This window comes from Nostoc sp. (assembly GCF_036916985.1).
GTDB lineage: Bacteria > Cyanobacteriota > Cyanobacteriia > Cyanobacteriales > Nostocaceae > Nostoc.
The window spans coordinates 208,613-233,261 of sequence record NZ_JBALFD010000022.1 but is presented as its reverse complement, the minus strand read 5'-3'; the positions used below and the strand labels follow the sequence as shown (position 1 = coordinate 233,261).

The 24,649-nt window shown below is 41.9% G+C and carries 29 protein-coding genes and 1 pseudogene; 14 read left to right on the top strand and 16 right to left on the bottom strand.

Going from position 1 to position 24,649, the window contains the following annotated elements:
* Nucleotides 1–134 precede the first annotated feature (134 nt).
* From V7L07_RS09320 to V7L07_RS09310, 3 genes are all read right to left on the bottom strand, one after another.
* Nucleotides 135–1,019, bottom strand: a complete 885-nt coding sequence (locus V7L07_RS09320; RefSeq protein WP_335057084.1) for a hypothetical protein — start codon at nt 1,017–1,019, stop codon at nt 135–137.
* A gap of 70 nt (nt 1,020–1,089) precedes the next feature.
* Nucleotides 1,090–1,683, bottom strand: coding sequence for a DUF1517 domain-containing protein (locus tag V7L07_RS09315; protein ID WP_179064994.1), 594 nt, complete (start codon nt 1,681–1,683; stop codon nt 1,090–1,092).
* Between the two features lie 53 nt (nt 1,684–1,736).
* On the bottom strand, nt 1,737–3,302 hold the full coding sequence (locus tag V7L07_RS09310) for a pentapeptide repeat-containing protein (RefSeq protein WP_335057082.1): 1,566 nt from the start codon (nt 3,300–3,302) through the stop codon (nt 1,737–1,739).
* A 69-nt stretch (nt 3,303–3,371) separates the two neighbouring features.
* Here V7L07_RS09310 and V7L07_RS09305 point away from each other — a divergent pair, with 69 nt between their 5' ends.
* The 3 genes from V7L07_RS09305 (at nt 3,372) to V7L07_RS09295 (ending at nt 5,019) form a co-directional block, all read left to right on the top strand.
* On the top strand, nt 3,372–4,211 hold the full coding sequence (locus tag V7L07_RS09305) for a prephenate/arogenate dehydrogenase (RefSeq protein WP_335057107.1): 840 nt from the start codon (nt 3,372–3,374) through the stop codon (nt 4,209–4,211).
* Nucleotides 4,212–4,415: 204 nt separating this feature from the next.
* Nucleotides 4,416–4,706 carry a hypothetical protein gene (locus V7L07_RS09300; RefSeq protein ID WP_335057080.1) on the top strand — a complete coding sequence of 97 codons (291 nt, stop codon included), beginning with the start codon at nt 4,416–4,418 and terminating at the stop codon, nt 4,704–4,706.
* A gap of 127 nt (nt 4,707–4,833) precedes the next feature.
* A complete protein-coding gene (locus V7L07_RS09295; protein WP_335057078.1) occupies nt 4,834–5,019 on the top strand; it encodes a hypothetical protein in 186 nt (61 codons plus the stop codon).
* A 244-nt stretch (nt 5,020–5,263) separates the two neighbouring features.
* Here the strand turns inward: V7L07_RS09295 and V7L07_RS33440 are convergent, their stop codons facing one another.
* Complete coding sequence (locus V7L07_RS33440) at nt 5,264–5,620, bottom strand: hypothetical protein (protein WP_442936031.1); 357 nt, start codon at nt 5,618–5,620, stop codon at nt 5,264–5,266.
* 257 nt (nt 5,621–5,877) lie between these two features.
* On the opposite strand from V7L07_RS33440, the gene V7L07_RS09290 reads away from it, so the two are divergent.
* Together V7L07_RS09290 and V7L07_RS09285 are read left to right on the top strand one after the other, a co-directional pair.
* Nucleotides 5,878–6,765, top strand: a complete 888-nt coding sequence (locus V7L07_RS09290; RefSeq protein ID WP_335057076.1) for an NAD(P)-dependent oxidoreductase — start codon at nt 5,878–5,880, stop codon at nt 6,763–6,765.
* A 39-nt stretch (nt 6,766–6,804) separates the two neighbouring features.
* Nucleotides 6,805–7,470: an O-methyltransferase gene (locus V7L07_RS09285; protein WP_335057074.1), complete on the top strand. Its 666-nt coding sequence runs from the start codon at nt 6,805–6,807 to the stop codon at nt 7,468–7,470.
* Nucleotides 7,471–7,777: 307 nt separating this feature from the next.
* On the opposite strand, the gene V7L07_RS09280 is transcribed toward V7L07_RS09285, so the two are convergent.
* Nucleotides 7,778–8,863, bottom strand: coding sequence for an AI-2E family transporter (locus tag V7L07_RS09280; RefSeq protein ID WP_335057072.1), 1,086 nt, complete (start codon nt 8,861–8,863; stop codon nt 7,778–7,780).
* Nucleotides 8,864–8,998: 135 nt separating this feature from the next.
* On the opposite strand from V7L07_RS09280, the gene pdxH reads away from it, so the two are divergent.
* Nucleotides 8,999–9,643, top strand: a complete 645-nt coding sequence (pdxH, locus tag V7L07_RS09275; RefSeq protein ID WP_335057071.1) for a pyridoxamine 5'-phosphate oxidase — start codon at nt 8,999–9,001, stop codon at nt 9,641–9,643.
* Between the two features lie 63 nt (nt 9,644–9,706).
* On the opposite strand, the gene V7L07_RS09270 is transcribed toward pdxH, so the two are convergent.
* Nucleotides 9,707–10,324, bottom strand: a complete 618-nt coding sequence (locus tag V7L07_RS09270; RefSeq protein WP_335057069.1) for an FMN-dependent NADH-azoreductase — start codon at nt 10,322–10,324, stop codon at nt 9,707–9,709.
* A gap of 147 nt (nt 10,325–10,471) precedes the next feature.
* On the opposite strand from V7L07_RS09270, the gene V7L07_RS09265 reads away from it, so the two are divergent.
* Entirely contained in the window at nt 10,472–10,807 is a 336-nt protein-coding gene (locus V7L07_RS09265) for a winged helix-turn-helix transcriptional regulator (RefSeq protein ID WP_179065001.1), read from the top strand.
* Nucleotides 10,808–10,910: 103 nt separating this feature from the next.
* On the opposite strand, the gene V7L07_RS09260 is transcribed toward V7L07_RS09265, so the two are convergent.
* Nucleotides 10,911–11,852 (bottom strand): hypothetical protein, encoded by a 942-nt coding sequence (locus tag V7L07_RS09260; protein WP_335057066.1) that lies wholly within the window; start codon nt 11,850–11,852, stop codon nt 10,911–10,913.
* Between the two features lie 360 nt (nt 11,853–12,212).
* On the opposite strand from V7L07_RS09260, the gene V7L07_RS09255 reads away from it, so the two are divergent.
* From V7L07_RS09255 to V7L07_RS09245, 3 genes are all read left to right on the top strand, one after another.
* Complete coding sequence (locus V7L07_RS09255) at nt 12,213–13,601, top strand: LCP family protein (RefSeq protein ID WP_335057064.1); 1,389 nt, start codon at nt 12,213–12,215, stop codon at nt 13,599–13,601.
* Nucleotides 13,602–13,868: 267 nt separating this feature from the next.
* Nucleotides 13,869–14,765, top strand: a complete 897-nt coding sequence (locus V7L07_RS09250; RefSeq protein ID WP_335057062.1) for an undecaprenyl-diphosphate phosphatase — start codon at nt 13,869–13,871, stop codon at nt 14,763–14,765.
* Between the two features lie 286 nt (nt 14,766–15,051).
* Nucleotides 15,052–15,534 (top strand): hypothetical protein, encoded by a 483-nt coding sequence (locus V7L07_RS09245; RefSeq protein ID WP_335057060.1) that lies wholly within the window; start codon nt 15,052–15,054, stop codon nt 15,532–15,534.
* A gap of 330 nt (nt 15,535–15,864) precedes the next feature.
* On the opposite strand, the gene pyrE is transcribed toward V7L07_RS09245, so the two are convergent.
* The 3 genes from pyrE to V7L07_RS09230 form a co-directional block, all read right to left on the bottom strand.
* Nucleotides 15,865–16,389, bottom strand: coding sequence for an orotate phosphoribosyltransferase (gene pyrE, locus V7L07_RS09240; RefSeq protein WP_335057058.1), 525 nt, complete (start codon nt 16,387–16,389; stop codon nt 15,865–15,867).
* 82 nt (nt 16,390–16,471) lie between these two features.
* Complete coding sequence (locus tag V7L07_RS09235; protein ID WP_335057056.1) at nt 16,472–17,359, bottom strand: DUF3153 domain-containing protein; 888 nt, start codon at nt 17,357–17,359, stop codon at nt 16,472–16,474.
* A 208-nt stretch (nt 17,360–17,567) separates the two neighbouring features.
* Complete coding sequence (locus tag V7L07_RS09230; RefSeq protein ID WP_335057054.1) at nt 17,568–18,110, bottom strand: tetratricopeptide repeat protein; 543 nt, start codon at nt 18,108–18,110, stop codon at nt 17,568–17,570.
* Between the two features lie 172 nt (nt 18,111–18,282).
* Here V7L07_RS09230 and V7L07_RS09225 point away from each other — a divergent pair, with 172 nt between their 5' ends.
* Complete coding sequence (locus V7L07_RS09225) at nt 18,283–18,654, top strand: hypothetical protein (protein ID WP_335057052.1); 372 nt, start codon at nt 18,283–18,285, stop codon at nt 18,652–18,654.
* Nucleotides 18,655–18,753: 99 nt separating this feature from the next.
* On the opposite strand, the gene argB is transcribed toward V7L07_RS09225, so the two are convergent.
* Nucleotides 18,754–19,650, bottom strand: coding sequence for an acetylglutamate kinase (argB, locus tag V7L07_RS09220; RefSeq protein WP_335057050.1), 897 nt, complete (start codon nt 19,648–19,650; stop codon nt 18,754–18,756).
* A 188-nt stretch (nt 19,651–19,838) separates the two neighbouring features.
* On the opposite strand from argB, the gene V7L07_RS09215 reads away from it, so the two are divergent.
* A complete protein-coding gene (locus tag V7L07_RS09215) occupies nt 19,839–20,066 on the top strand; it encodes a hypothetical protein (RefSeq protein ID WP_335057048.1) in 228 nt (75 codons plus the stop codon).
* Nucleotides 20,056–20,358 (top strand): annotated as a pseudogene (locus V7L07_RS09210) (PIN domain-containing protein); the annotation flags it as partial. The gene V7L07_RS09215 and the pseudogene V7L07_RS09210, both read left to right, overlap by 11 nt.
* 31 nt (nt 20,359–20,389) lie before the next feature.
* Here V7L07_RS09210 and V7L07_RS09205 read toward each other — a convergent pair.
* From V7L07_RS09205 to V7L07_RS09195, 3 genes are read right to left on the bottom strand one after another with little or no spacing between them, the layout of a single operon-like run.
* On the bottom strand, nt 20,390–20,746 hold the full coding sequence (locus V7L07_RS09205; protein WP_335057046.1) for a XisI protein: 357 nt from the start codon (nt 20,744–20,746) through the stop codon (nt 20,390–20,392).
* Entirely contained in the window at nt 20,734–21,150 is a 417-nt protein-coding gene (locus V7L07_RS09200; protein WP_335057044.1) for a XisH family protein, read from the bottom strand. Before V7L07_RS09200 ends, V7L07_RS09205 begins: the two co-directional genes overlap by 13 nt.
* A gap of 46 nt (nt 21,151–21,196) precedes the next feature.
* Nucleotides 21,197–21,742, bottom strand: a complete 546-nt coding sequence (locus tag V7L07_RS09195) for a shikimate kinase (protein WP_335057042.1) — start codon at nt 21,740–21,742, stop codon at nt 21,197–21,199.
* Nucleotides 21,743–22,751: 1,009 nt separating this feature from the next.
* Between V7L07_RS09195 and V7L07_RS09190 the strand changes: the two genes are divergently transcribed.
* Nucleotides 22,752–22,946, top strand: a complete 195-nt coding sequence (locus V7L07_RS09190) for a hypothetical protein (protein WP_289797223.1) — start codon at nt 22,752–22,754, stop codon at nt 22,944–22,946.
* 19 nt (nt 22,947–22,965) lie between these two features.
* On the opposite strand, the gene V7L07_RS09185 is transcribed toward V7L07_RS09190, so the two are convergent.
* Both V7L07_RS09185 and V7L07_RS09180 read right to left on the bottom strand, forming a co-directional pair.
* Nucleotides 22,966–23,661, bottom strand: a complete 696-nt coding sequence (locus tag V7L07_RS09185; RefSeq protein WP_335057040.1) for a LapA family protein — start codon at nt 23,659–23,661, stop codon at nt 22,966–22,968.
* Between the two features lie 356 nt (nt 23,662–24,017).
* Complete coding sequence (locus V7L07_RS09180) at nt 24,018–24,638, bottom strand: flavin prenyltransferase UbiX (RefSeq protein ID WP_179065018.1); 621 nt, start codon at nt 24,636–24,638, stop codon at nt 24,018–24,020.
* Between the last annotated feature and the right edge of the window lie 11 nt (nt 24,639–24,649).

The following is a 24,649-nucleotide window of genomic DNA, read 5'->3' as shown; positions in this document are numbered from 1 at the left end:
TGGTTCTTCTCTCAGATTCTGCTAATAGGGGGCCTGTGTTCAAGCACACCCTCTATTTTTTCTTTGACAGCCTGCCATTTAGTCTAAACTCCAGTTTGCTTGTGTAGCCGCGACTTCTAGTCGCTTAGAATTTCCTAACGGCGTCTGCTGCCAAAACCAGTTGAACGACGGGGTGCTGTACTACGCCCACTACCAAAACCACTACCAGAATTCCGTTTGGTAGTGCTGGAGTTACCAGAGGGTCTTAAGTTACTACCGCCAAAACCAGAACCAGAAGGACGGTTATTTCCTGTAGTGCCAGGCGGTGTATTGCGTACATTTGAATTTCCAGGATATGACCTTCTGATTGTCCCTGTATTGCGGAATGCAGTACGATTTGTCACGGCTGCGGGTGGCGTGTTGTAGCGAGTTTGATAACTTTGAACTGCCTGGCCATAGCTTCCGCCATATCCACCGAAGCCACTTAATCCTTGTCCTGGTTGATAGGCAGGGGGTACATAATACTGGGGTCTAAACAACAGACTACCAAGTGCCTGACCCGCCAAGCTACCAGCTACAGACCCAGCAAATGGTGCCCAGAAGCTATTTTCTCGACGGACTACAACCGTTTCTTGTTGTCCTGTTTGGGGATTGGTTTTATTTTCGGTAACGTTGTGGACGTACTCAATTTTAAAGTCTTCCGTTAGATATAAAATCGGCTGTCCTTTTTCTACCTTGAGATAGGTTTTCTTACCCTGTTTGATTTCATCGTCAGTTAACCGTGCCATTTGCAAATTTTCGGTTGAAAATGTCGGTGGCTTATTGTTAAGTAAAAACAAGCTGTACTCACCACTTGCATCATCATAAGTAGCTTGTTGTATTTGATACTGTCCGTCACTCAGCTTAGTGGTATTAGAGGTTTGGTTAACGTTCTTAGCTGAAGGAGTACTTTGGTTTTCGCCACCACAGGCGACAGTTGTGATACACAAACTCAGAGCTAAAAAAACGGCTGTAAATTTACGTACTATGGTCATGATCATTGGATTATTGTCCTACCTCTGAGCTTAACAATTTCTCGATGTGAGTAGTAAGTACGGACTACCCAACAGATTACAAAGGAATCAATTCGGGGTAATATTGCAACAGTTGATCGCTAGTGAGTTCATCGCCTAACTGTGCTGGCGAGAAATGTACCTGGATTGCCTGGAGCTTATGTTTATAGTGTAGGTTGATTAGAGCTTTCAAAGCTTCCTTGAGTGCCTGAACGTTAGAAAGGTCAGTTTCTAACTCTGGTACTTCCCCTTCATAAGCTACTGTAAGCATCACAATGACATTACGGGTTACAGGTATTGATAAAGGTTCATTCAATCCAGAGTCAGAACTGTAATTTGGTTCGCTGAGATATCTTTCGGCAGAGTCAGTAAATAATTCGTTGACATAATCTCCCGCCTCGCCTTCACTCCAAAATACATCACCTTCGTTAGCAGCAGAAAGCCAATATTCATCATATTGCAGCAGGGTTTGGCTAATTTCTACTAATCCTTCTCCCAAAACTTCTAAGTCACCATCAGCATCGATCGCATCTCTCCCAGCACTGTTTAATACTCCCAAAATTGGCGCTACTTCGCCTCCCCCTAAGTGCAGAAATAGGCGAAAAACTACATAGCGGGTTCGACCGATCATTTTATTAAAAATGTTGCTCATTTTTCATCCTCCAAAATTTTTTAGTCATTGGTCATTAGTCCAATACCCCATAACTAATGATTAATATAGTGAAATCCTTTGATAAAATCTATAACCATATCTAAAGAAGGCAATATATATTTTGTTGATTCACTAGATATATCATCATAAGCTGAAGCCTTGAGAGCAGAACGATTAATAAATCTTTTCCCAAAGTTGGGATGGTCATGGACTATCAAAATGTGGGCGCTGGAATTTGTTAAAATTATTTGGGTTGGGGCTTTACAAAAATTTAACTTTGCGGCTACTTCAATATTTTTTTTCACTTGTTTAATTGTTGTAGCCTGACTTATGGCCTGTTCTAAAAGAATATTTAATTGTTTCACCATATCGGGTGATTTTAAATTTTGGTTCGCAACAACTTCACTATTAATCATTTCCATCATACTGGAAATATTTTTTTGAGTAGATACTGCATCTAAAAAGGGAAGAATCACAATGTAAGCAGTGGGGAATAATGCTTCGTCGCTATCTACATGAAAGGTGAAAATAGTTCGACGACGACCACTTTCGATGCTTGGAGGTTGTTTTAGCCCCCGGAATTCTTGAGCAATTTGGTAGTAAGCGCCTGCGATCGCAAAATTGGCTTCGTGTTCTAGGGCTGCATCAACGATAATTCTTATTGTTGGCGGTGTTTCGTTAAAAAAATCTCGTGACTCTTCAGAATGGAAGTTTTGGATAATGGAGCGATCGCCATTTGGACTCAGATCAACCCATTCACAAATCATCCCTTCAGTTTTTAAACCAAATCTGGAGGTAGCATAAAGCTTGGCTCCAGTTAAAGTTGCTCCTGTTAAATCAGCACCGATCCATTCTGCCCTAATTAATTTTGCCTGAGTTAAGTTGGCATGGACTAAACTCGTATTCGTTAAGTTGGCATTGCTTAAATCTGCGCCGCTCAAGTCTGCGCCGCTTAATTTTGCGCCGCTCAAATCTGCCCACCGGAGATTTGTGCCGCTCAAGTCTGCCCATCGGAGATTTGCGCCGCTCAAGTCTGCCCCGCTCAAGTTAGTATGGCTAAGATTGGCTTGTCTGAGCTCGGCTTCTCGCAAATTTGCACCGCTGAGATCGGAACGACTGAGATCACTGGCATTTAAGTTAGCCATCTCCAAATTAGCTCCCGTCAAGGAAGCACCTTTCAAGACAGTCTCACTCAAGTTAGCGTGACGGAGATTCGCTTGGCGGAGTGTCGCCTCTCGCAAATCGGCACTGGTGAGATCGGCTTCCAATAGATCAGCGCGACTGAGATCAGCGCGAATTAACTCAGCGCGGATTAATGAGGCTCCTCTTAGTTGAGCGCGACTCAGATCCGCTCGAATCAAATTAGCGACGTTGAGACTGGCATTGTTCAAAATAGCGCTGCATAAATTCGCGCCACTGAGTCTAGCCACATTTAGCTTGGCATTGCTCAAGTTAGCTTCACTCAGATTCGCGCCACTCAGGTTAACTATACTCAAATTAGCATCGCTAAGATTCACACCACTGAGTTTGACCCCACTCAAGTTAGCTTCTGGGAGGTCAACACCACTAAAGTTTAAGACTCCTGCTGCATATTTTTCCAGTAATTCCTCTACAGTCATTGATGCTACCCCTTGGATGCCAACTTTAATAGTTGGTAAAGTCTTAAAAACGGAATGTCAAAATCAAAAATGAATATTGGAATTTTAGGATTGGGACTGATTGGTGGATCTTTGGGTTTTGATTTGCGATCGCAAGGACATCATATCTTAGGAGTCAGTCGCCGTGAAGCCACCTGTGAAAAGGCAGTTAGTATCGGCAGTGTTGATGAAGCATCTGTTGATTTGAGTCTCTTAGCAGCCGCAGAAGTTGTATTTATTTGTACACCTCTAGCCCTTATTGTGCCCCAATTTGAACAGTTAATCGCTCATTTGTCTGTCGCTACAGTCATAACTGATGTGGGTTCGGCGAAAGCACAGATAGTCAAAGAAATTTCTCCCCTTTGGGATAATTTTATCGGCGGTCATCCAATGGCGGGAAGAACAGACAATGGCATCGAAGCTGCACAACGGCATTTATTTGTCGATAAACCTTATGTCTTAACACCAACGACTACAACACCAATTAGTGCAATTACAGTTGTGGAAGAAATTGTGCGATCGCTAGGAGCAAATATCTACTATTGTCAACCTGAGCAACACGATCGCGCTGTGAGTTGGATTTCCCATTTACCTGTAATGATCAGTTCCTCGTTGATTGCTGCTTGTTTAAGTGAAAGTGACCCCGATGTTTTGCAATTAGCCCAAAAGTTAGCTAGTTCCGGTTTTCGGGATACCAGTCGTGTCGGGGGCGGGAATCCAGAGTTGGGCGTGATGATGGCGCGATATAATCGTCAAGCATTGCTGCGATCGCTCCAACAATATCGCCATCATCTCGATGAGTTGACTAACTTAATCGAGCAAGAAAATTGGGCAGTTTTAGAAGAAAAGTTTAAATCAAGGCAACAGGCACGACCTGATTTTGTTAAATAGTTGTTGGGTGCGTTCAGCTATCGTTAACGCACCCATTTTTATATTTGGTGAGTTAATGATTGAGTTTGTTGGCTGCTTTTCTAGCAAAATAACTCTCCAGAGCTACTCAGGAATTCTAAGGATAAAATCTTTAAAAAATGCTACTCAACAGTTTGATAGCCACCAAACCGATGTACTATACAGATAAATTTACAAAAATCAACAATGGTAGAACGCCCAATCAAAAAATCGGAACGTCAGTCTCAAGAAAGCACTGACAAAAATTCCGAGAGTACGGATTCTGTAACTCCGATTGAATCCAACCCCAAAAACTCAAAACCGAGCCGTAATCGCTCGGCTGATAAAGGGAAAAAATCATTAGGGGATGAAAACAGGCATCAGGGAAATCCTGCCTTAGCGCGTGGTCCAAAACCCGTTAAACCTCCAGCCCCCAAAGTCCAAACAGAAGAACTTGAAACCGAATCAGAATCCGTCTCTGAGGAGTCTCAAGAGTAGTATTACTATTGTTGCGTGTGATGTGGGAGGCTATAAGTATATGAAAACTGGGATTTCTGGCTTTGAAAGCAGCGATCGTGCCCCCCATCACCTACCGCAAGGCGGAATTAAAAATTAAAAATTAAAAATGAATGAAACGCTTACGTTTTATTCATTTGGAATGGGTGGTTTATTTGCGCCGTGCTGTATTAGGTTATTTTTAGCGATCGCATCATCTCAGAGGTTTCCTGTATGTAAAATGCGCGGGAGGGTAGGTGTACAAATTCCACAGTCTCAAAAAAGTGCTTCTATCTCAACACCAGCAAGCATTTGACTCCATTAATGACTCGATCATCATCCGCGCGATGTCTGAAAAGCTTACAAAAACTGGGTGTCAGTCTTCAATCTTTCCCGAAACTCTTCCCAAAGAAACTCTCTAATGCTATGATTGCTCTAAATTCGCGCAACCGCACCTTGAAAACTAAATATAGCTTGGCTTTCAGCCTGCCGCTATTGCAATTCATTAAAATCCCTATTAGGGATTGAAACAAAGCGTATCTGGCATCCTTGGTAAACTACTAGGATTGCAATTCATTAAAATCCCTATTAGGGATTGAAACAACTCTTGAACAACACTCAAAACCCGATCGCCGAAATTGCAATTCATCAAAATCCCTATTAGGGATTGAAACGTAAGGGATTTCTCTATTTATGCAATCGTTAATATATTGCAATTCATCAAAATCCCTATTAGGGATTGAAACCTTATAACCTTCTGCAACTCTTTTATGAAAAAGAAATTGCAATTCATCAAAATCTCTATTAGGGATTGAAACAATTGCGTACTCTCTCAACAGTGAATCAATATTAAATTGCAATTCATCAAAATCCCTATTAGGGATTGAAACCAGGATACGACAAAGGTCATGTTGCACCTTCAGCAATTGCAATTCATCAAATCCCTATTAGGTTTTAAACGAACCGCAAAGGACGGAAAGGACGCAAAGCAAAGAAAGAGAAAGAAGAGAAGTTTAACTGAACTGTATTGGCCTATATCTCAGCAGATGGGTTGCTTGTAAAGCTGATCCGTGGTTTGATTAAAATACGGCATCTGAATCAACTTAGTGTAGTTTGTTGACGAATCAATTATCTGAATTAACTTGTCAGCCGCAAAATAAATATAAAACTTTCCATGCCTATCCAAACCATTGGTATTTTAAGTCCGGGTGATATGGGACAGGCGATCGCAGCTGTTCTCAATCAACATGGATTGAAAACTATTGCAGCCCTAAGCGATCGCAGTGAACGAACTCGGCAACTAGCAGCGGCAGCCAACATTCAAGATGTGGGTTCTCTGACGCAACTGGTAATTGAATCTGATGTAGTGTTGTCAGTTCTAGTACCCGCAGCAGCTACCCAAGCAGCGCAGCAAGTAGCTGAGGCGATTAGCAATGTTGGTAAGCCTATTCTCTATGTTGACTGTAATGCGATCGCCCCCCAGAAAGTCATCAGTATCGGCCAACTCATTGAATCAGTTGGGGGAACATTCGTAGATGGATCAATTATTGGCCCACCACCGCGAGTTCCCAATCGCACCCGCATTTACACTTCAGGAAAACAAGCAAATCAACTCCTACAACTGCGGGATCATGGCTTAGATGTGCGGGTGATTGGTGATGAAATTGGTCAGGCTTCCGGGTTGAAAATGTCCTACGCCGCCCTGACAAAAGGACTTACAGCAATCAGCACAGAATTACTAATTGCAGCCCATCGTTTAGGCTTAGATAAAGAACTACGGGATGAGGTATCTAATAGCCAACCAGAACTTGCTAGCATATTAACCCGTTCCATTCCATCGATGACACCAAAAGCCCATCGTTGGATAGGAGAAATGGAAGAGATTGCAGAAACCTTTAAAGAGTTGGGTCTAACAGAGCGCATTTTTTACGGAGCAGCCGACGTTTACCGTTTGGTAAAAGAAACCTCCTTGGGCAAAGAAACACCAGAGGAGTCTAATCGCGATCGCCCGTTGCATGAAATCATTACTATCCTTTCCGATGAAGCAAGCTCTGACAAATAATCTTGAGTATTTTAAAGATGGGGTAAAAAGCGAGAATCTATGACTCAAGAGCAGTGGACTGCGGTAGATCGTTACTTTACCGATTTGCTTGTACCGTCAGACCCCGCACTAGATACAGCCCTCCAGACTAGCGCCGCCGCCGGACTGCCGCCACAAAACGTTTCACCGAACCAAGGCAAGCTGCTGCTACTATTGGCACAAATTCAAGGGGCGCGAAGCATTCTGGAGATTGGTACGCTGGGCGGCTACAGTACAATCTGGTTGGCGCGGGCGTTACCCAGCGACGGCCGCCTAATCACGCTGGAGGCTGACCCAAAGCACGCCGAAGTCGCCCGTGCCAATATCGGCCACGCTGGTTTGTCTAAACTGGTTGACCTCCGGCTCGGACAGGCACTTTCTACGCTGCCACAGATTGCCGCTGAGAATCAGGGGCCATTTGATTTAATTTTCATTGACGCTGACAAGCCAAACAATCCCGAATATTTTGCCTGGGCGCTCAAACTTTCCCGTCGTGGCAGCCTAATCATCGCTGATAATGTTGTGCGTAACGGAGCCGTGATTGATGCTGCTAGCAGCGATCCTAGCGTCCAGGGAGTGCGCCGCTTCAATGAACTACTTGCCTCCGAGCCGCGTGTCAATGCTACGGCAATCCAGACTGTAGGCAGCAAAGGATATGACGGTTTTGCGATCGCGATCGTCATCTAATTGAGGAATAGGAAAAACGATAAGCTAAGGAACGTGGATTACAGCTATTTTCGGGTAAAGAGACCAGACGGTAAGGGCACAGCAATGCTCATTAGTGTCAACTTAAGCTGAAACTCCTTTAAAACCTCGTTTCCAGCCGGAGGCTGGAAATGCAACTCAAAAGCGGCTCTGCCGCCAGTAAAGAGAGGCGGAGCCTCAACGACGAGCATTCCCAGTCTCCGACTGGGAACGAGGGAATCTAAAAGCTAGTTCTAGACTTGCTTTCACGTTAAGTTGACACCAATGAGCATTGCTGTGCCCTTACGACTTAATCAGGCGGTGGATCGTTGGCAATAGTGAAATTTGAGACAAAATCACTCGGCTTGCCGCTCTTGATCGCATCAAAAGTACCTTTAATGGTTCCAGCAATGGGAACAGCAACCAGCGTCCCCAACAACCCAGCAATCTCAAATCCCATCAAAATAGCCACAAAAATCCAAATAGGATTTAGCCCGATAAAGTTGCCGAGTAACCTGGGAGCTAACAGGTTATCTTTAAGCTGCTGCATCAAAATCGCCGCGATCGCAACTTGAACTGCCAACCACCAATTTTGCAACAGTACTAAAATCGTCACCAAACCAATACCTAAAGATGCCCCAATGAAGGGAATAAGTTCTGAAATACCAATTAATATGGCAAATAACAGAGCAAAAGGTACCTTCATCACTAAGAAAATTGGCGTTAGGGTTAGCACCATGAATAGTCCTAGCAACAACTGGCTGAGAAAGAAGTTCTGAAAATTTAGGCGCAAAGATGCGGTCAGGGGATCTGCAATATTAGAGGGCAAAAGATTGACTAGACCATACCAGACGCGATCGCCATATAAAAGCATATAAAATGCAAGCACAATGACTAACACTATGTCAAGTAATCCTGAGAGCAGTGTTCCAGCAAATCCCACTGCACCAGAAGCTAGCTGTTGCACCAAATTCTGAATATTGGCATTGATTTGACTACTCACAATCTTGAGATCAATTGGCAAACGTCGTTGCTTTGCGATCAACTCAAATTGCTCTAAGTTTGCTTGACTAGACCTTAACCAATCAGGAATCTTATTTAACAGTTGGATGGTTTGGTCAATGATCAACGGCACTAAGGTAACGCCTAGAATCCCAAGCAGGGTTAAGGTTGCAAGTAAAACGATGATCACCGCCTGAGTGCGAGTAATCCGAGCGCGTTCAAAGAACTTAACCGGGTAATTTAGGAGAAAAGCCAGAATCGCCGCAATACTCAAGACGGTAATGGGATGCTGGAAATAGCGAAAAAGTACGGACAGTAGCCAGACATTGAGAGCGATAATCGGGCCACTCAGACCATAAATTAACAGGCGTTGAAGGGAGGCTGAACGGCGCATCTTATGCAACCTATTTTAGGTATTCCTTGAGAGAACTTGTAAAATTCTTGATGGCACTGATTATTATCTAATCATCATAGATATTTTTAACAAAGATATGTATAAGCGTATCTGATAGCAAGGAAACAAATCAAAATGGACAAAATCGTAGCTGACCTTCGCAAAGACTACACCTTGGAAGGTTTAAGCGAACTCGAAGTAGACCTCAATCCTTTTATCCAATTTAAAAAATGGTTCGATCAGGCACTAGCAGCAGAACTCCCCGAACCCAATGCTATGACCATTGCCACTGTTACACCAGATGGTAAGCCTTCAGCCAGAATGGTGTTACTTAAGGATTTTGATGAACGCGGCTTCGCTTTCTTTACCAACTACAACAGTCACAAAGGACAACAACTAGCAGAAAATCCCCAGGCGGCTTTAGTCTTTTGGTGGGCAGAACTGGAACGTCAAGTCAGAATTTCGGGGTATGTGGAGAAAGTTTCCGAAACTGAGTCTGACCAGTATTTTGAAAGTCGCCCTGCCAAGAGTCGCCTGGGTGCGTGGGTATCTAATCAAAGTGAGGTGATCGCAAGCCGAGAAATCCTGGAGCGACGCTTGCAAGAATTCTACAGCAAATATGAAAATCAGGAGATTCCTCGACCGCCTCATTGGGGAGGCTTACGAGTGATCCCCACAGAAATCGAGTTTTGGCAAGGACGCCCTAGCCGTCTGCACGATCGCTTGCTTTATAGCCGTTTAGATAATGGCACTTGGAAAATTGAGCGGTTGTCGCCATGAAGGGGGCAGGGGGAGCTTTCTAAAGAGGAATTTTCCCCTTGTTCCCATGTGCCTCTATACCTCTTACCAATGGGCGATCGCATCTTGAATTGCTGCCCGTGCTTCTGATAGAGATTTGGTACGGGCATCACCTTCGTTTAGACTATTAGCGTTAATAAATTGAATGTCTGTAATCCCAATAAAGCCGAAAATCGCCCGTAGGTAGGGTTCTTGGAAGTCATAAGCGGCATAAGGAGATGTCGCACTAAAGTCGCTGCCGCGAGCGGTAATGATAACCGCCTTTTTACCCTCGACTAACCCTCTCAAGCCTTGAGCATCTATAGCAAAAGTCCGGTTAGGGCGAACGATTTGGTCAATGTAAGCCTTGAAGGTGGAAGGTATATTGAAGTTATACATTGGCACTCCAAAGACGTAGCGATCAGCTGCCAAAAACTCATCTACTAACTCATCAGAATTTCTGATGGCCTCTGTTAATTCTGGGGTATGGGTTTCTGGTGGTGAGAACGACGCTGCAATCCAAGCTTCATCAACGTGAGGAACTGGGTGATGCCCTAAATCTCGGTAGGCGATCGCATCTTCAGGATGCGCGGCTTTCCAAGCACTGACAAATTCCTTAGATAGTTCTCTGGAGTGCGATCGTTCAGCACGGGGGCTGGAATCAATATGTAGAATGTTTACCACCAAATATCTCCTGATTAGCTAGGATTTATGCTTTGACTGTTTTTGAGTCTAAATTTCAAAGCATTACATCAGATACTAAAAGTAACTAGTTACTAATGTAAAGTAGTTACCATAAAGTAACTGTAGAAAATTTTAGCTAACTTATCGATGTCTGTCTCTAAAAATCCTGATGCTTGCCCAATTAGTATTCTGATGTCCTTACTATCAGGCCCCTGGACAATGTATATACTGTGGGTGTTATGTAATAGTGGGCCTAATCGCTTTGGTGCATTGAAGCACTTAGTCGAGGGTATTTCCACCAAAGTTCTAACAGAAAGACTGAGGATGCTAGAGACAGCAGAGATTATTTATCGCCATTATGAACCAACTGTTCCGCCCCAAGTCACTTACGGACTGACAGAACGTGGTCAGGAACTCATTGAAATTCTTAATCAACTCAATGCACTTGCCGAACGCTGGTATGGCGGCGAAAAGCGGGAATAGGGAATAGGTGAGGAATTTTTTGAGAAACGTGCTGGATTTCCTAAATGCAAATCCAAGCATGGCAAACAGTTCGTACTTGTTACTCCAAGTCAGTGTGGGTAGTTCACCCAGGAAAAATATCTAGAAATTCATTGCCATTAATCACTGTTGTCCAGTGCTGATATTTTCCAGGGGCATTCTTTTCCCGTGGGTCTGCTTTCACCAAAGACATAAACTCGTCGTAATGTTCATTGGCACTAGCTCCCACCATGCATCCAGCAGACCAACCTTTGACTGGCTCACCAGGGCTATTCCCATCTGGATTATTAGTAGTGTGTTGATCGACGCTAAAGTTATTACCCTTATCAGGTAAGCGCTCAGGGCCACGCAACACTATAATATCTCCAGTTTGTACTAGAGCCAATTGGTCTCCGGTGCTACCGTGGTGATGACCGACACTCCAAGCTTGGTATTGCCATGCCTGAATATCTGCACAACCTTTGTCATTCATCGGATTCTCCCAGTAATATTCTCCTGGGTCACAAGTGCCTAACCAATTACCCACAAAACTGGGAACTTGGTCTTTGATTACTAATACACAACGTCGGTCATTCCAGACAAATGGTGCATTACCATTCCACTGGCCATTACGGTCTAATCCCCGGAAATAAACGATGTTGATTTCTCCATCATTACCGTTAATACTAATATGTTGATTATGTAAGCTCAACCACATCACGGTTCGACTTGGCCAGTCACCGTTGAGTTTAAATCCTGGTATTAAGTCAGTCGGATTGGTATTGAGCAAGCTAGCAGCAATATGGGAATTTATCCCTGGCTCACTGAGATTTTGAAAATGTTTGTAAGCATTTAGCGCCCTAGCGGATTTAGGCCCCCAAGCTCCATCAGGTGAACTTAAGAGCCAAAAATCTTGAAGTCTAGACTGTAATTGCAGTGCCAAGGTCTTGTTTGCTGCGATCGCTTCATCATCTTCGAGCGCTTTGACTGACCCATTGGCTAAACCATAGAGCAAGGCATGAGGATTATCAGTAGATGTAACTGGCATATAAGAATCGGTGTTTGCGATCAGATTAATAATATTTTCTCCAATCCAATATAAACGGATTCCAGAAATGAGAGAAAGATTTATTACAAAAGTGATAAATACTTTTATTTACATAATTTCAACAGATTAATTACTTTTTATTAAGCGTCATACAAGTGCCATATATTAGTCACAAAAATGTCATTGACATAAGTTATTTTATAGATATTTTATTAAAAGTGTTAGTTGCTATTACTCCAAAATCAGAGAAGATTTTGGCTAAAAGATCATTTGAGAGTGAGCTATTGTAGATTAGCTTCTCTGATTTAAACCCGAATGAGAAACACAAATTGTCTAGCGTGAGGAGTAAATCTTAAAAGAATGCCAACAGGAAAAAATCGTTCGGCGAAAGCCTTCAAAAGGGGTAACAAATATACCAAAAAACTTACATCCGAACGCTGGCTGTGGTTTTGCGTAGGGATGAGTGGTGTGGCAATGATATCAGCGATCGCCGGAATGCTGTTAGCAGCTTCTTTCAGCAGCAAGCCTTTGCAAAAAACTCAGCTAAACAAACAACAACAAGCAGTGTTTGATAGAGAGGGCATCACTGGGAGTGGACTACAATTTTCTGCATTAAGTCGCCCTGTGAACATTTTAGTTTTAGGGATGAGTGTGCTGCCCCCAGACATTAAGAACCCACCCCCTGAAAGCCTACATTTGAGATATCAGCCAGAACTAAATTCCTTTGATGGTCTATCTGATGTCATGCTTTTACTGCGATTTGAGCCAGAAAAGAAAAAATTAATTATGCTTTCCATTCCTAGAGATACCCGCATAGAGGTGTCTGGACATGGTTTGACCAAAATTAATGCTGCTAATGTTTATGGTGGCCCGGCTTTAACTAGTACCACGGTCAGTAATCTCTTGGGTGGAGTAGAAATTGATCGGTATATCAGAATTAACGTTTTGGGAGTCAGCAAGTTAGTCGATGCCTTGGGTGGTGTAACAGTCTACGTACCGAAGAATATGAAATACCGAGATGATTCCCAGCATCTTTACATCAATTTGAAAGCAGGCAAACAACATCTCAACGGAGATCAAGCGCTGCAACTTTTGCGCTTTCGCCATGATGAGTTGGGAGATATTGGTCGCATTCAACGCCAGCAAATGGTGATTAGTGCCTTAACTGACCAAACCCTCAATCCCACCACACTCACTCAACTGCCTAAAATTCTTGACATAGTTAAAGAACATATTGATTCCAACTTAACGGTGGAGGAGTTAGTGGCGCTGTTGGGTTTTATGGTGCAAACCACTCGTTCTAATATGCAGATGTTAATGGTACCTGGTCGTTTTAGCGAAAAGAAGGAATATGATGCTAGCTACTGGATACCAAACAGCAGCCATATTTCTGCCATGATGGCTCAGTATTTTGATTTGGACTCAGCAGCAAAACCACAAGTAGCCCAACATCCAGCTAGTTTACGAGTTGCAATTCAAGACAGCACTGGTAGCAATCATACGAATCTGCATCCATTAATCAAAATCTTGCAAGAAGCTGGCTATAGCAATATTTATATTACTAAAAGCTTGGGTGAGCCTCTAGAGGTAACTCGGATTATTGCCCAGCAGGGAGATCGTGAGAGCGCTCAATCAATTCGCAACACTTTAGAATTAGGTGAAGTCCGAGTGGAAAGTACTGGCAATCTCGACTCTGATATCAGCATCCAGATCGGTAAAGATTGGTTGCAACTAAGAAAAAGTATCTAATAGCATTTAAGAATTTTGACTTGAGATTTGAATTGGAAATTGCCTAGTTGTCAAATATACGCTAATGGCAAATACTAATCTGAAAAATTAGTCATACTTTCGTCATAGGTTTGTCATACTAAAGTCAATGTAACGTGTTTAATTTCAGAAGGATGTATCTTAGCTGAATATCTATTTAAACAGCAATTAGTAGAAGTTTTTTTAGATGTAATTTTTACATATTCACTACTTACTATCCTCAAGAGTACAATATCCCTCGATCAAGCTATGATATTTTCTTTATTTTTATCGGCTACCTCTTGTTCTAGCGATGTCGATTTAGGTTTTCTAGAATTGAGTTGGTTAAAAATAGTTTTTTTAGGAATTGTACAAGGAATTACTGAATTATTACCCATTAGTAGCACAGCACATTTACGAATTATTCCAGGATTACTAGGATGGAAAGATCCGGGAAGTGCTTTTAGTGCAGCGATGCAGTTAGCAAGTATCGCGGCTGTCATTAGTTATTTTTGGCAAGATTTGAAAAAATTAACAGGTGCAACGGTTAGGGCGATTTCTGAACAAGATTACAGCAACCAATATTTTCGTTTAGCAATTGGATTATTAATTGGTACAATTCCCATTGCTGTTGCAGGTCTTTTACTCAAAAAAAGTCTCAATGGCTGTAATTCTCCTTTCCGTGCCCTGATAGTTGTAGGAATATCATCAATTGTGATGTCCTTGTTGCTTGGAATTGCAGAAAGATTTGGGAAACGCGATCGCGTTTTTAATCAACTATCATTAAGTGACGGGATTTGGGTAGGAATTTCTCAAGCATTAGCTTTAATTCCAGGAGTTTCCCGTTCTGGTTCTACCTTAACTGCTGGATTATTCTTAGGAATGGAGCGAGAAACTGCTGCTAGATTCTCATTTTTACTGGGCTTACCTGCCGTGATTCTAGCAGGAGCGTTAGAACTGCATACGCTTTTCAAAGCTGGACTTGATGTCAATGGTTGGATAACTTTAATTATTGGTTTAACTACAGCTAGTATTTCTGCTTTTGCCGCGATTTATAGTTTACTGCATTATTTAGAGAAATACAGTACTTGGGCATTTGTTTGGTATCGTTTAGCGATGGGAATATTCCTCGTAGTTAGTGTGGTTACTGGCTTTTTACCCAACTGAGCCTTCCGGTGTTCATGAGTGCTGAATTACCAAGAGATAGAGGGATTGAAGTATCTTGACTTTAAAACCTGCTGTTATCGCCTTGGTTTACTGGCAAAGTAAAAAATAAATCCTGGTAATTATTTCATATTAATTTGACGCACTTATGACAAACTTATAACAAAAGCATGACTAGAGATTTTTACTTAAAATCTGCTTAAAATTAGGAAATGAAAGAAACTTATTCAGATAAATATTGGTCATAAAATTTTGATAACCAAGACTCATAAATGAGGAGGCTTTTTATATGATGAATCGGATTTTTTCTAAAAAATTACTAGGGCTAGTAGGTGTATCCTTTGTACTTGGTTCGTCTCAATTAGCAATGGCACTTGTACCCAATAACGTTGCGATTATCGTCAATAGTGGCTCTACCAATACGATTGGGTATCGCATTTATGTATCACCAACTGGAGAAGTTAATTATGTTGATGGCAAAGGTTCTAATCGAGGTAAATTATCCAAAAAATTGACAAGAGAGTTTTTTCGCGACGTGAAAATTGCTGAACCTTTATCTAATTTGTCAGTTAAACAAGGTTGTCCAAAATCTGTTTCCTTTGGTACAACTACTACCATTAAGTTAGCCGATCAGCAGTCGCAAGACATTAGCTGTCCTGGTAATGATAAAGCTCAACGTTTAGATAATGACGTTATTGCAATTGCGAAAGCTTTAAATGTAGTTAATGTTCCTAAGAGCCAAGGAAAACCACTACCACCCCAGAACTTTTAGTTGATTTACTGATTTGACTGTTTTTAGCTGGGGTTAGCATCGGTGAGAGATTAAGGTAGTTGCACATTTATTAAAATGGTGCAGCAAAAGGACTACGAAATCCAGTCTCTAAGCTAGATTTCATAGTCCTTTTATAACTCCTAAATTTTGATTTTATTTGGCAGCGAAATACTCACAGCAGTTGTTTTTTGCATGAAGTACAAAGCTACGGGTTGTTCTTATTCCCCATTCATTCTCTAAGGCAATACGCTTGGGTTAAGGGCTACTGGCAACAATTTTGGGTTTTCTAGACGCGATAAATCGCCGTCTCTACAAGGTTCCCTAAGACAGTTACATCCATACCGAAAGTTCTTCCATATCAAACAGAGCAAGTTTTTGAATGCCAGCTTTTTCGAGACTGTTATCTTGTGTACTTCCGCGCCAGATTACGCAAATTACGGAATCCACGATCGCACCCTCATTACGCAGTGCTTCGGTACTATTTATAACCTGACCACCTGTTGTAATAACATCTTCAATAATACACAACTTTTTTCCTTGAATATTAATTCCTTCTGCTACTTTTTCAGTTCCATATTCTTTTTTTGTCTTCCGAACAAAGACAACTGGTAATTCAACTTCTAATGAAATTGCTGTCGCTAAAGGAACTCCCCCTAATTCCAACCCTGCTAGAATTTCTGTGCCTGGTGGAATTTTTTTTACCATTTCTTTAGCTAACCGCTTTAGTAACAAAGGATTAGATTCAAACTGGTATTTATCAAAGTAATGGGAAGATACCTGACCAGAACGTAACCGAAACTCGCCTTTCAAATAGGAAACACGAACAATTTCTTTGGCTAATTCGCTATGACTCATTTTTACAAAAAGCTGGATAAAGTGTAAAAAAGCCGATGGATAATGCATCGGCTTAACTGACAATATTCAACAGATGAATAGTCTACTGTTCTTGAATTGCTGCTGCTTTGGGAGGAAACTGAATTCTGGGATCTGGCATGAAATTGTATCTCAAGTACAATCCTCCCGATACAAACAGGATAATTAATAACCCACCAATACCAAGGGGACTAGGAAGCCAGAAAACAGCTTCTATATGGTTTAGCTCACCAGGTTGGAGTTTCCACACTAATTGATTACCATTTTTTTCTGGCTCAATTGCAGTTTCAGTTAGTTGAATATTCTTGGCTCCCCAAGGAGTCTTCAAGCTAAATTCTAAGTCGAGAATTGAACCAGCATTAGCTAGAACATTACCTTTACTGGCAATTAGAGAGAGCGATCGCAAATCTAAATCATAAATTAACCGATTTCTAACTAAAAGTAAAAAATTGTTCTCCTCCAAGAGGACGTTTGATTCAATTTTCGGCAGTTCTGAGTCAGATTCGCTCTGCACAGACTCAGGGGGTTGATTTGCACGGGGATTAAAAAATTCGTTGAACTTCTCTTGCAATTCCCTACCACTACTAAAAGGAATTGTGACGATGATTTCTTCTTGTGAAACTCGCTGTGTTTTTCCTTCTAGTTGACGGGCGCGACGCTCTATGCTATTTAACCATTCATATACAGAATCGCCGCTAAAACTGGTTAGCCGTTCTCCCAACTTAATATGCTGTATTAGTTCACCACTATTTGAATTATCAAAGTTAAGCCCTACATCGTACTTAACACAACCAGTCAGTAACAGTGATGTTAACAGCACTAGCCATAGAATAGGATTTCGCATGGGAAAGACGCGGTTCATCCGATTTCGACCATTCAGTGTAAATATAAAACGGAATGGTCTGATTAGCCACAAGAAAATCTTTCCAAAAATTGAAGAATTTGATACCATAAATCTCCCCAAAAGTCAACATATTTTGGATTTTAGGTCGCACCTTTGGTGCGCTTCCAGCGCAACTTGGATTTTGGATTGACCCCACCGATAAACGGATAAAGCTGGAAGATTTTAAATTTTGGCTTTTGGTTCATCCCTTACCCCTTGTGGGTGAGACATGAACCAAAAGAATCTAAAATCTAAAATCCAAAATCTAAAATTGTTATCAGCCAGGGGTTCCTGAAAAATTCAACCAAAGCAAGTACGAGATGGTTAAACCGATAGCAATTAGCGCCACCCAGATAAAGCGATTATCTCTGGTATTGACCTGACTAAGGTCAACAAATTCTGGCTCCGTAGGTTTAGGCTTTTGCTGCACAGAAGATTTAGTCGGTTTAGCAGCGATAGAAATTTTGAGTTCATTATCTGGTAATGCGCCTAAATCGGGAATTTGGGTCATCCATTCGCTGGGTCTTTTCAGCTTTGGTGCTTTTAAGATGTAAAGCATCTGCCGCGCTTGTTTGCCGATTTCAAAATGGGGATGGCGTTTGAGTCTTTCGCAAAGAGCGATCGCATCATCTGTGCGTCCTGCCGCTTCATAAGCTGTCACCAGATGAATTTCTACTTCGCCCCCAAGGCGAGAATTACGAGCTAACAGGGCACTGGCCTTTTCTAAATTTTCTATGGCTTCGCGGTATTGCCCATTTTCAAAGGCAAATTTTCCAGTCTGGTAGCGGCTTTGAGCAATTTCTAAACTTTCTGTACTCACGTTTTCTATAAAAAATCAGCACTATTTTAATTTTGCCAATGTCAGCAATCTTTTTGGAATCTTTTCAAAAGCTGGCAATCTGAAAGTGGATAAACTTCTAAAATTTTAACTAAGTAGCTGCGACTATTTTCTGATTAAAAATTCCGGTATCTTAATGCAGGTGAGCAAAATTATGTTGAAAATCAAGCATTCGCAACTGAATTGGCTCTTAGCAGGTATGACTTTAGCAGTGATAGGTGTAACTATTGCTCCAGCTTTTGCCCAGCGTGCGATCGTGATTGATGGCGGTTATGGAGTCAGGCGATCGCCTGCTGTTGGTTCCCTTATTTATGGTAGTCCGATTCCCACACCTGCGCCTGTAGACCCAGCAACAAAGCAGAACGTGACAAATTCCACGCCTATAAATCCAGCAATTCGAGATTCAACCTTAGTTAATCCGGTAATTATCAATAATTCATGGCGTAGTACACCATTTAGCGGTGGGCGATGTCTGACGACAAGTTGCTCCGCACCCACGCGGGTTATTATTACCAATCCTCGGTAAAGCAGGGAAATGGGAAGATGAGGGGATAAACAACTCCTCACTCTTCACTCTTCACTCTTCACTCAGCACTCAGCACTCAGCACTCAGCACTCAGCACTCCTAAGAGGTAAACTGCGAACCGAGAATCATTGTCCCAATCCCAACATCGGTAAAGATTTCTAGTAATAGGGCGTGAGGAATGCGACCATCTATAATGTGTGCGGCACGGACTCCTTGAGCAAGCGATCGCACACAACAACTCACTTTCGGAATCATCCCACCGCTGACTATACCACTAGCAATCAACTCGCGGGCTTCGCGGATATCTACTTTTGGAATCAAAGTAGATTGGTCTTTGTAATCTTTTAAAATTCCACTGGTGTCGGTCAGTAAAATTAACTTTTCTGCACCTAATGCTGCGGCAATTTCTCCAGCGACAGTATCAGCATTAATGTTATAAGCTTGCCCTGTCTCGTCTGCCGCAACGCTGGACACCACTGGAATGTAGCCATTGCTAGCAAGGGTGTCCAAAATCTTGATATTCACATTACTGACTTCCCCCACAAAACCGATGCCTTCTTGACCTTGGGGACGGGCTGTAAATAGATTACCGTCTTTACCGCAAAGTCCGACAGCCAATCCACCAGCTTGGTTAATTAGCGCGACAATTTCTTTGTTAACTCGACCAACTAAAACCATTTCCACCACATCCATTGTGGCGGCATCAGTGACTCGCAGACCATTTTTAAATTGTGGTTCGATGCCCAGCTTATCTAACCAACTGTTAATTTCTGGGCCACCGCCGTGGACTACAATCGGACGCAAGCCCACGCAGGATAAGAATACAATGTCGCGGATAACTTTGTCTTTGAGTGTGCTATCTTTCATCGCTGCGCCGCCATATTTGACAACAACAGTGCGACCGGCGAATTGTTGAATATAAGGTAGTGCTTCGCTTAGTACACGCACACGAGTGGCTTCAGTTTGCCTGATGTATTCAGAATCGTTGACCGTCATGAGGAGCCGCCGTTAAGAGTTAAAACCTATTTCAGTCAGTGTAGAAGACTTTGTAACTCCTCACAATCTCTGATGCCAAAGTCGAGTATGTTTGTACTGAGCAGCCATAGCTGTTTAGTTCATCTCAGAAATGTAAAAATCTATAAAAGAAGGACTAGCAACCAAAATCGAAAATTATCAGGATATATATGGATACACCGATTATCGAGCGGCTAATTGAAGAATTAAAAGTGATGCCTGAAGACTTGCAATATCGAGTGCTGGAGTTTGCCCGAACTTTAGTAGGTTCGCAAATTCATGGTGTTCCAGGTAGACAATTATTAAATTTTGCAGGTACGATACCGCAAAATGATATTCAGTTGATGCGCGAAGCAATTGAACAAGGTTGCGAACAGGTAGATTTAGATGAGTGGTAGATACCTGCTTGACACTAATATTATTATTGCTTTATTTGCAAATGATATCGCAGTGAATAATCATCTGGTAAATGCAGAAGAAATTTTTATTCCCAATGTTGCTATTGGTGAATTATTCTACGGTGCAAGAAAATCAGGGCGATCACAAGGAAATTTAGAACGTATTGAGGAGTTCATTGCCATAAATACGGTCATTGAATGTGATGTAGAAACTGCCCGTCAATATGGTGAAGTTAAGAATAGATTGCGCCTCAAAGGTCGTCCATTACCCGAAAATGATATTTGGATTGCATCTGTTGCAATTCAGTATAATTTAATTCTCGTTACGCGAGATGCTCATTTTCAAGCGCTACGCCAAAATCTGTATACTGACGCTTGTATGGAGCTTGCAAACCCAAGACAATATCCTCTCGTGGTACTCCCATCATCACTAATTCCTCTGCCGGATTGCGATCGGTTAAATTCTGTTGTAGCCAGATTTTGCCATCTTTAATATCAAAATGTATTATGCATCGATAAATACGATTAAATCCTTGCCAACCGACATTCATCCATTGATAATGATTGCGTTCTGTGTCTAAAATGAGTTGGACTTCGACATCGTTATCCGAGATATCATCGCTGGCATAGTTCGTCAACAATGTTTTAACGTACTCTTGATATTTTGCTAATTTATCCACTCTACAATCACCTCATCGACTGGATTGTAAACAATTAATAGCACCTGATACTGTCTTATCGCAGTTTTAGTAAACTCCAGTTGGAAAAATGTTTTGTACGTATCCAATGGAACTGCTAAGTATAATACTCGCTCTGGTTCGTATCCTGTTAATGCTAGACGGTAACTCAGGAATTGTCCCAAAGCGGAGTAAAAATCTGTTATTGCCGAGGGGTTTAAAAAGCTTTTGATTTCAATTGCTATTTTTTCATTTCCTTTTTCTGCGGCAATTATTTTCTCTGCGCCTAAATCAATTTGGAAGTTGACTTCCCCAAATTTAAATTTTAATGGATCGCTCGTAACGATCCATTGTTCTTTTTGCAAAGCTTTTTTAACTGATTCATGAAAAATATCTTTTGCAGACACAGTTAGTAAAAATACTCTTTTCAGATTTGATATTCTTCATTCCCCATTAATGAGAAACAGATCCTTTCAGTATGTGAGGAATTCCCTCAAGTACTCGCTTGGCAACGTCTTCAGGTGTATCTCCCTCTCGCTCGATGATGTGCAAATCGGCTTGAGAATAAAGTGGTGTTCGTTGTTCGAGGAGCGATCGCAATTTACCTTGAGGATCAGCGTCTTGTAGCAGTGGTCTTGTGGTATCCTCAGCTAAACGGTTGTAAATTATCTCCACTGGTGCATCTAGCCAGACTATCAAACCGTGGTGCAAGTAACCCCAGTTTTCTCGCCGCAGAACAATTCCCCCACCAGTTGCTATAGTCAACTTTGTAAAAGCACAAACTTTTGAAAGTACGTCGCTTTCTAACTGGCGAAACTCTGCTTCACCAACTTGTGCAAATAATTGATTTATAGATTTACCTGTCGCTTGGGCAATAACATCATCGGTATCCACAAATCCATAACCCAATTCCTTTGCTAGTAAGCGCCCTACCGTCGTCTTACCAACGCCCATTATTCCAATTAAGTACAGGTTGACTCCTTGTAATAAGCTGCTCACCAGTCGATTTGCTCCAATTATGAGTTTTGAGTCACAGTTTCAAATTATAGACTTAACGACTCATACGTGCGTATTCAAGCAATGCCTGAGTCCAGTTTTTCACCTTCATTAAGTATCTGGTTTAGTTACTCAGTATTTATTCTATGTATTTATATAATCCATTCAAAATATAAACTCTACACAGTATTGCTACTGCGATTTTGAACGGCGACATTAGCAATTTCCGCAGGAATACAACCTTAAACTAACGTGAGTTCGATGAACCTCTCCCTCCCAACCTCCCTTTCCGTTTCGGAGAGGGAGGAGCAACGAAAAATTCAGCTTTTTGCTCCCCTCTCCGTGTCGGAGAGGGGCTGGGGGAGAGGTAAAATAAGACTTGTCGAACTCACGTTAAACTAAACCTCTTAGAAATTTCTTTTCAACGGATGTCAAGGCTTTTTCTTTTGCGGATATCAAACTTACGTATAACTTTTATAACTTTCAATTATTTTTAAATAATACAAATTCATCCTTTATTTAATCTGAATTAACTGCTGTGATTACTGCTAATAATGTGTTTAAAGTAACTTAGGCAATAAATTAACCATTCTTCTGTGAAATTCCCATAAGTAATAAATAATGATTTTGTAAAGAATGTAGTAAATTTCCTGATAGAACTTGGTAGTTACTGCATATCGATCACGATACTTAACAAAAAAATTAACGTAGCTTGTTTGAAACTTTATCCAAACAATATCTGTCTATCTAAATAATCAGGGTTTTTACTCTGGTGGATAATTTTAAGTATACACAATACTGTGTTTCTAAAAGGACAGTATCGTTTCTCTAAAAGTTCAGTTATAACAAGCTCCGCCCAATTAAATGTTTTTGATAAAGGTGTAAATAATGACTTATTTGCTGCGATCGCTCAAAAAAACCTTACAAAATTGAAGTTTCGACACAAAGACTACTGCATATTTCACCCCAATAAGCCTGAATGAATAAATATAGTATGAATGAGGTGTCAACCATGACTCGAATTCGTGACGTTGTAGAAAGAGCTTTAGCAACTGGCTATTTGACGGTGGAAGCTGAAGATCAACTACGACAACTGTTGACTACCCGATATGACCTGGAAGATTTTAATGCTTTCATGACTTTGCAGGAAGCTGCCATGACTGGTAAGGTCAAGCAGGAGTCTAGAGAGCGGTGTGGCATTAAGTAGAGATGTAGCCTGCGACATCTCACCGACGGGGGCGTTTACGATCATCCTCAAAATCATCATCATCTTCAAAAAATTCCCAATCATCATCATCATCCGCTTGATTGGTAGCCGGCGGCTGATAAGGGGGGATGATGACTCGATAATCAGCATCGTAAATTGATTCAGTTTTTCCCGCAGCCGTATTTTTTGGCTCGCGGTAGCTGTAGGAGTAAACTGAACCAGACCGAGAAGTGCTTTTGGCTTCTGATTGACGTTCGTAAGTTGTTGAATCTCTAGGCTGTTGAGCTTGAGGATTAGGGGCTTCTTGTGAATTTTCATCAAAGTTCCAATCATCTCCACTGCTATTTGTCTCCCAATCATCAAATACCTCACTGCTAGGCTCTTCTTTTTTACTAGCTGGTGGTGGAGGACTGGCAGGACGAGATGTCGGTTCTTCTCTCCGGGTTGCCTTGGGACGAGTTGAAGCGGCGGTTGCTCTGTTAGGGGTTTGGCGTTGTCCTCCTGGAAAATAATTGGATAATTTAAACAAGGTAGCAATCAATATCGATGTGAAAGCACCAGTGGTAGTACTGAACAAAATCCATATCGCTAGTGGTAATGGTTGAGTTCGCGCGCCCAAAAATACTAGCGATAGGGCAGGTGAGAAATTTTGGACTAACAACAGCGTTAGTCCTCCCAGTACTGCCACCAATAGAATTAAGCGAATTACAGCCATAGCAATTTTGTCAGTTGTCAATTATCAGTGGTCAGTTGTCAGTAGTCAGTAGTCAGTTATCAGTCTGATTATTCTTCGCTAATTACTGTTTACCCTACTCAGTGCTGAGTAGTGAGTGCCTCGGCAAGCGAGTAAATCAAGAATTACTCAGTACTTATGTACTTGGGTTTGAGCAAGGCCCCTTGTGGGGGATCTTCTTTTCTAAGGAGGAGGTTGATAACCCGCAAGAAATTGGACGGTCTTTCAACTCAGCACTTAGCACTCAGCACTCTTCATTGACTACTGACACTATCAGCCATCTCTATCATTACCTTTTTAGGACTATTGTGAAATTTACAATAAATCCATTCAGGACGTTAGCGACGACCTTGCCACCGCTGAATTGGGATGCAGTCAATATCTAGTTGATCTAAAGCACGGGCAACTACAAAATCAACTAAATCCTCGATGGTTTGGGGATTGTGATACCAGGCGGGAATAGCGGGGACAACTCTAACTCCAACTTCTGCTAAAGAAGTTAAGTTACGTAGATGGATGAGGCTAAAAGGGGTTTCACGCGGGACAATGACCAGCTTTCGCCCTTCTTTGAGTTGGACATCCGCTGCCCGTTCTAGTAAATCGGAACTCAAGCCAACTGCTAGCTTTGCCACTGTACTCATGCTGCATGGAATAATCATCATCCCCAGAGTGGCAAAGGAACCACTGGCAATCCCGGCTCCAACATCGCTCCAAGGATGACAGCGTAGTTTACCCGCAAGTGCAACACCAGCTTGCTCTCGCCAGAATTGTTCTTGCCCGGTTGGTTCTGGTGGCATCCGAATTTCCTGTTCTGACTGCCAAACCATGTAAGTTGATTTAGAGGCGACCAATTCAATACTATACTCAGCTTCTAGCAAAAATTTGATCGCGCGAACAGCGTAAATCAGACCAGATGCGCCCGATACGCCTAAAATTAAAGGCTTGGTGTTATTTGACACTTAAAACGTAG

What these genes read in the sequence shown, in the direction of transcription:
- V7L07_RS09320 (WP_335057084.1), bottom strand. Translation starts at nt 1,019, where the DNA reads ATGATCATGACCATAGTACGTAAATTTACAGCCGTTTTTTTAGCTCTG.
- V7L07_RS09315 (WP_179064994.1), bottom strand. Translation starts at nt 1,683, where the DNA reads ATGAGCAACATTTTTAATAAAATGATCGGTCGAACCCGCTATGTAGTT.
- V7L07_RS09310 (WP_335057082.1), bottom strand. Translation starts at nt 3,302, where the DNA reads ATGACTGTAGAGGAATTACTGGAAAAATATGCAGCAGGAGTCTTAAAC.
- V7L07_RS09305 (WP_335057107.1), top strand. Translation starts at nt 3,372, where the DNA reads ATGAATATTGGAATTTTAGGATTGGGACTGATTGGTGGATCTTTGGGT.
- V7L07_RS09300 (WP_335057080.1), top strand. Translation starts at nt 4,416, where the DNA reads ATGGTAGAACGCCCAATCAAAAAATCGGAACGTCAGTCTCAAGAAAGC.
- V7L07_RS09295 (WP_335057078.1), top strand. Translation starts at nt 4,834, where the DNA reads ATGAATGAAACGCTTACGTTTTATTCATTTGGAATGGGTGGTTTATTT.
- V7L07_RS09290 (WP_335057076.1), top strand. Translation starts at nt 5,878, where the DNA reads ATGCCTATCCAAACCATTGGTATTTTAAGTCCGGGTGATATGGGACAG.
- V7L07_RS09285 (WP_335057074.1), top strand. Translation starts at nt 6,805, where the DNA reads ATGACTCAAGAGCAGTGGACTGCGGTAGATCGTTACTTTACCGATTTG.
- V7L07_RS09280 (WP_335057072.1), bottom strand. Translation starts at nt 8,863, where the DNA reads ATGCGCCGTTCAGCCTCCCTTCAACGCCTGTTAATTTATGGTCTGAGT.
- pdxH (WP_335057071.1), top strand. Translation starts at nt 8,999, where the DNA reads ATGGACAAAATCGTAGCTGACCTTCGCAAAGACTACACCTTGGAAGGT.
- V7L07_RS09265 (WP_179065001.1), top strand. Translation starts at nt 10,472, where the DNA reads ATGTCTGTCTCTAAAAATCCTGATGCTTGCCCAATTAGTATTCTGATG.
- V7L07_RS09260 (WP_335057066.1), bottom strand. Translation starts at nt 11,852, where the DNA reads ATGCCAGTTACATCTACTGATAATCCTCATGCCTTGCTCTATGGTTTA.
- V7L07_RS09255 (WP_335057064.1), top strand. Translation starts at nt 12,213, where the DNA reads ATGCCAACAGGAAAAAATCGTTCGGCGAAAGCCTTCAAAAGGGGTAAC.
- V7L07_RS09250 (WP_335057062.1), top strand. Translation starts at nt 13,869, where the DNA reads ATGATATTTTCTTTATTTTTATCGGCTACCTCTTGTTCTAGCGATGTC.
- V7L07_RS09245 (WP_335057060.1), top strand. Translation starts at nt 15,052, where the DNA reads ATGATGAATCGGATTTTTTCTAAAAAATTACTAGGGCTAGTAGGTGTA.
- pyrE (WP_335057058.1), bottom strand. Translation starts at nt 16,389, where the DNA reads ATGAGTCATAGCGAATTAGCCAAAGAAATTGTTCGTGTTTCCTATTTG.
- V7L07_RS09235 (WP_335057056.1), bottom strand. Translation starts at nt 17,359, where the DNA reads ATGGTATCAAATTCTTCAATTTTTGGAAAGATTTTCTTGTGGCTAATC.
- V7L07_RS09225 (WP_335057052.1), top strand. Translation starts at nt 18,283, where the DNA reads ATGTTGAAAATCAAGCATTCGCAACTGAATTGGCTCTTAGCAGGTATG.
- argB (WP_335057050.1), bottom strand. Translation starts at nt 19,650, where the DNA reads ATGACGGTCAACGATTCTGAATACATCAGGCAAACTGAAGCCACTCGT.
- V7L07_RS09215 (WP_335057048.1), top strand. Translation starts at nt 19,839, where the DNA reads ATGGATACACCGATTATCGAGCGGCTAATTGAAGAATTAAAAGTGATG.
- V7L07_RS09190 (WP_289797223.1), top strand. Translation starts at nt 22,752, where the DNA reads ATGACTCGAATTCGTGACGTTGTAGAAAGAGCTTTAGCAACTGGCTAT.
- V7L07_RS09185 (WP_335057040.1), bottom strand. Translation starts at nt 23,661, where the DNA reads ATGGCTGTAATTCGCTTAATTCTATTGGTGGCAGTACTGGGAGGACTA.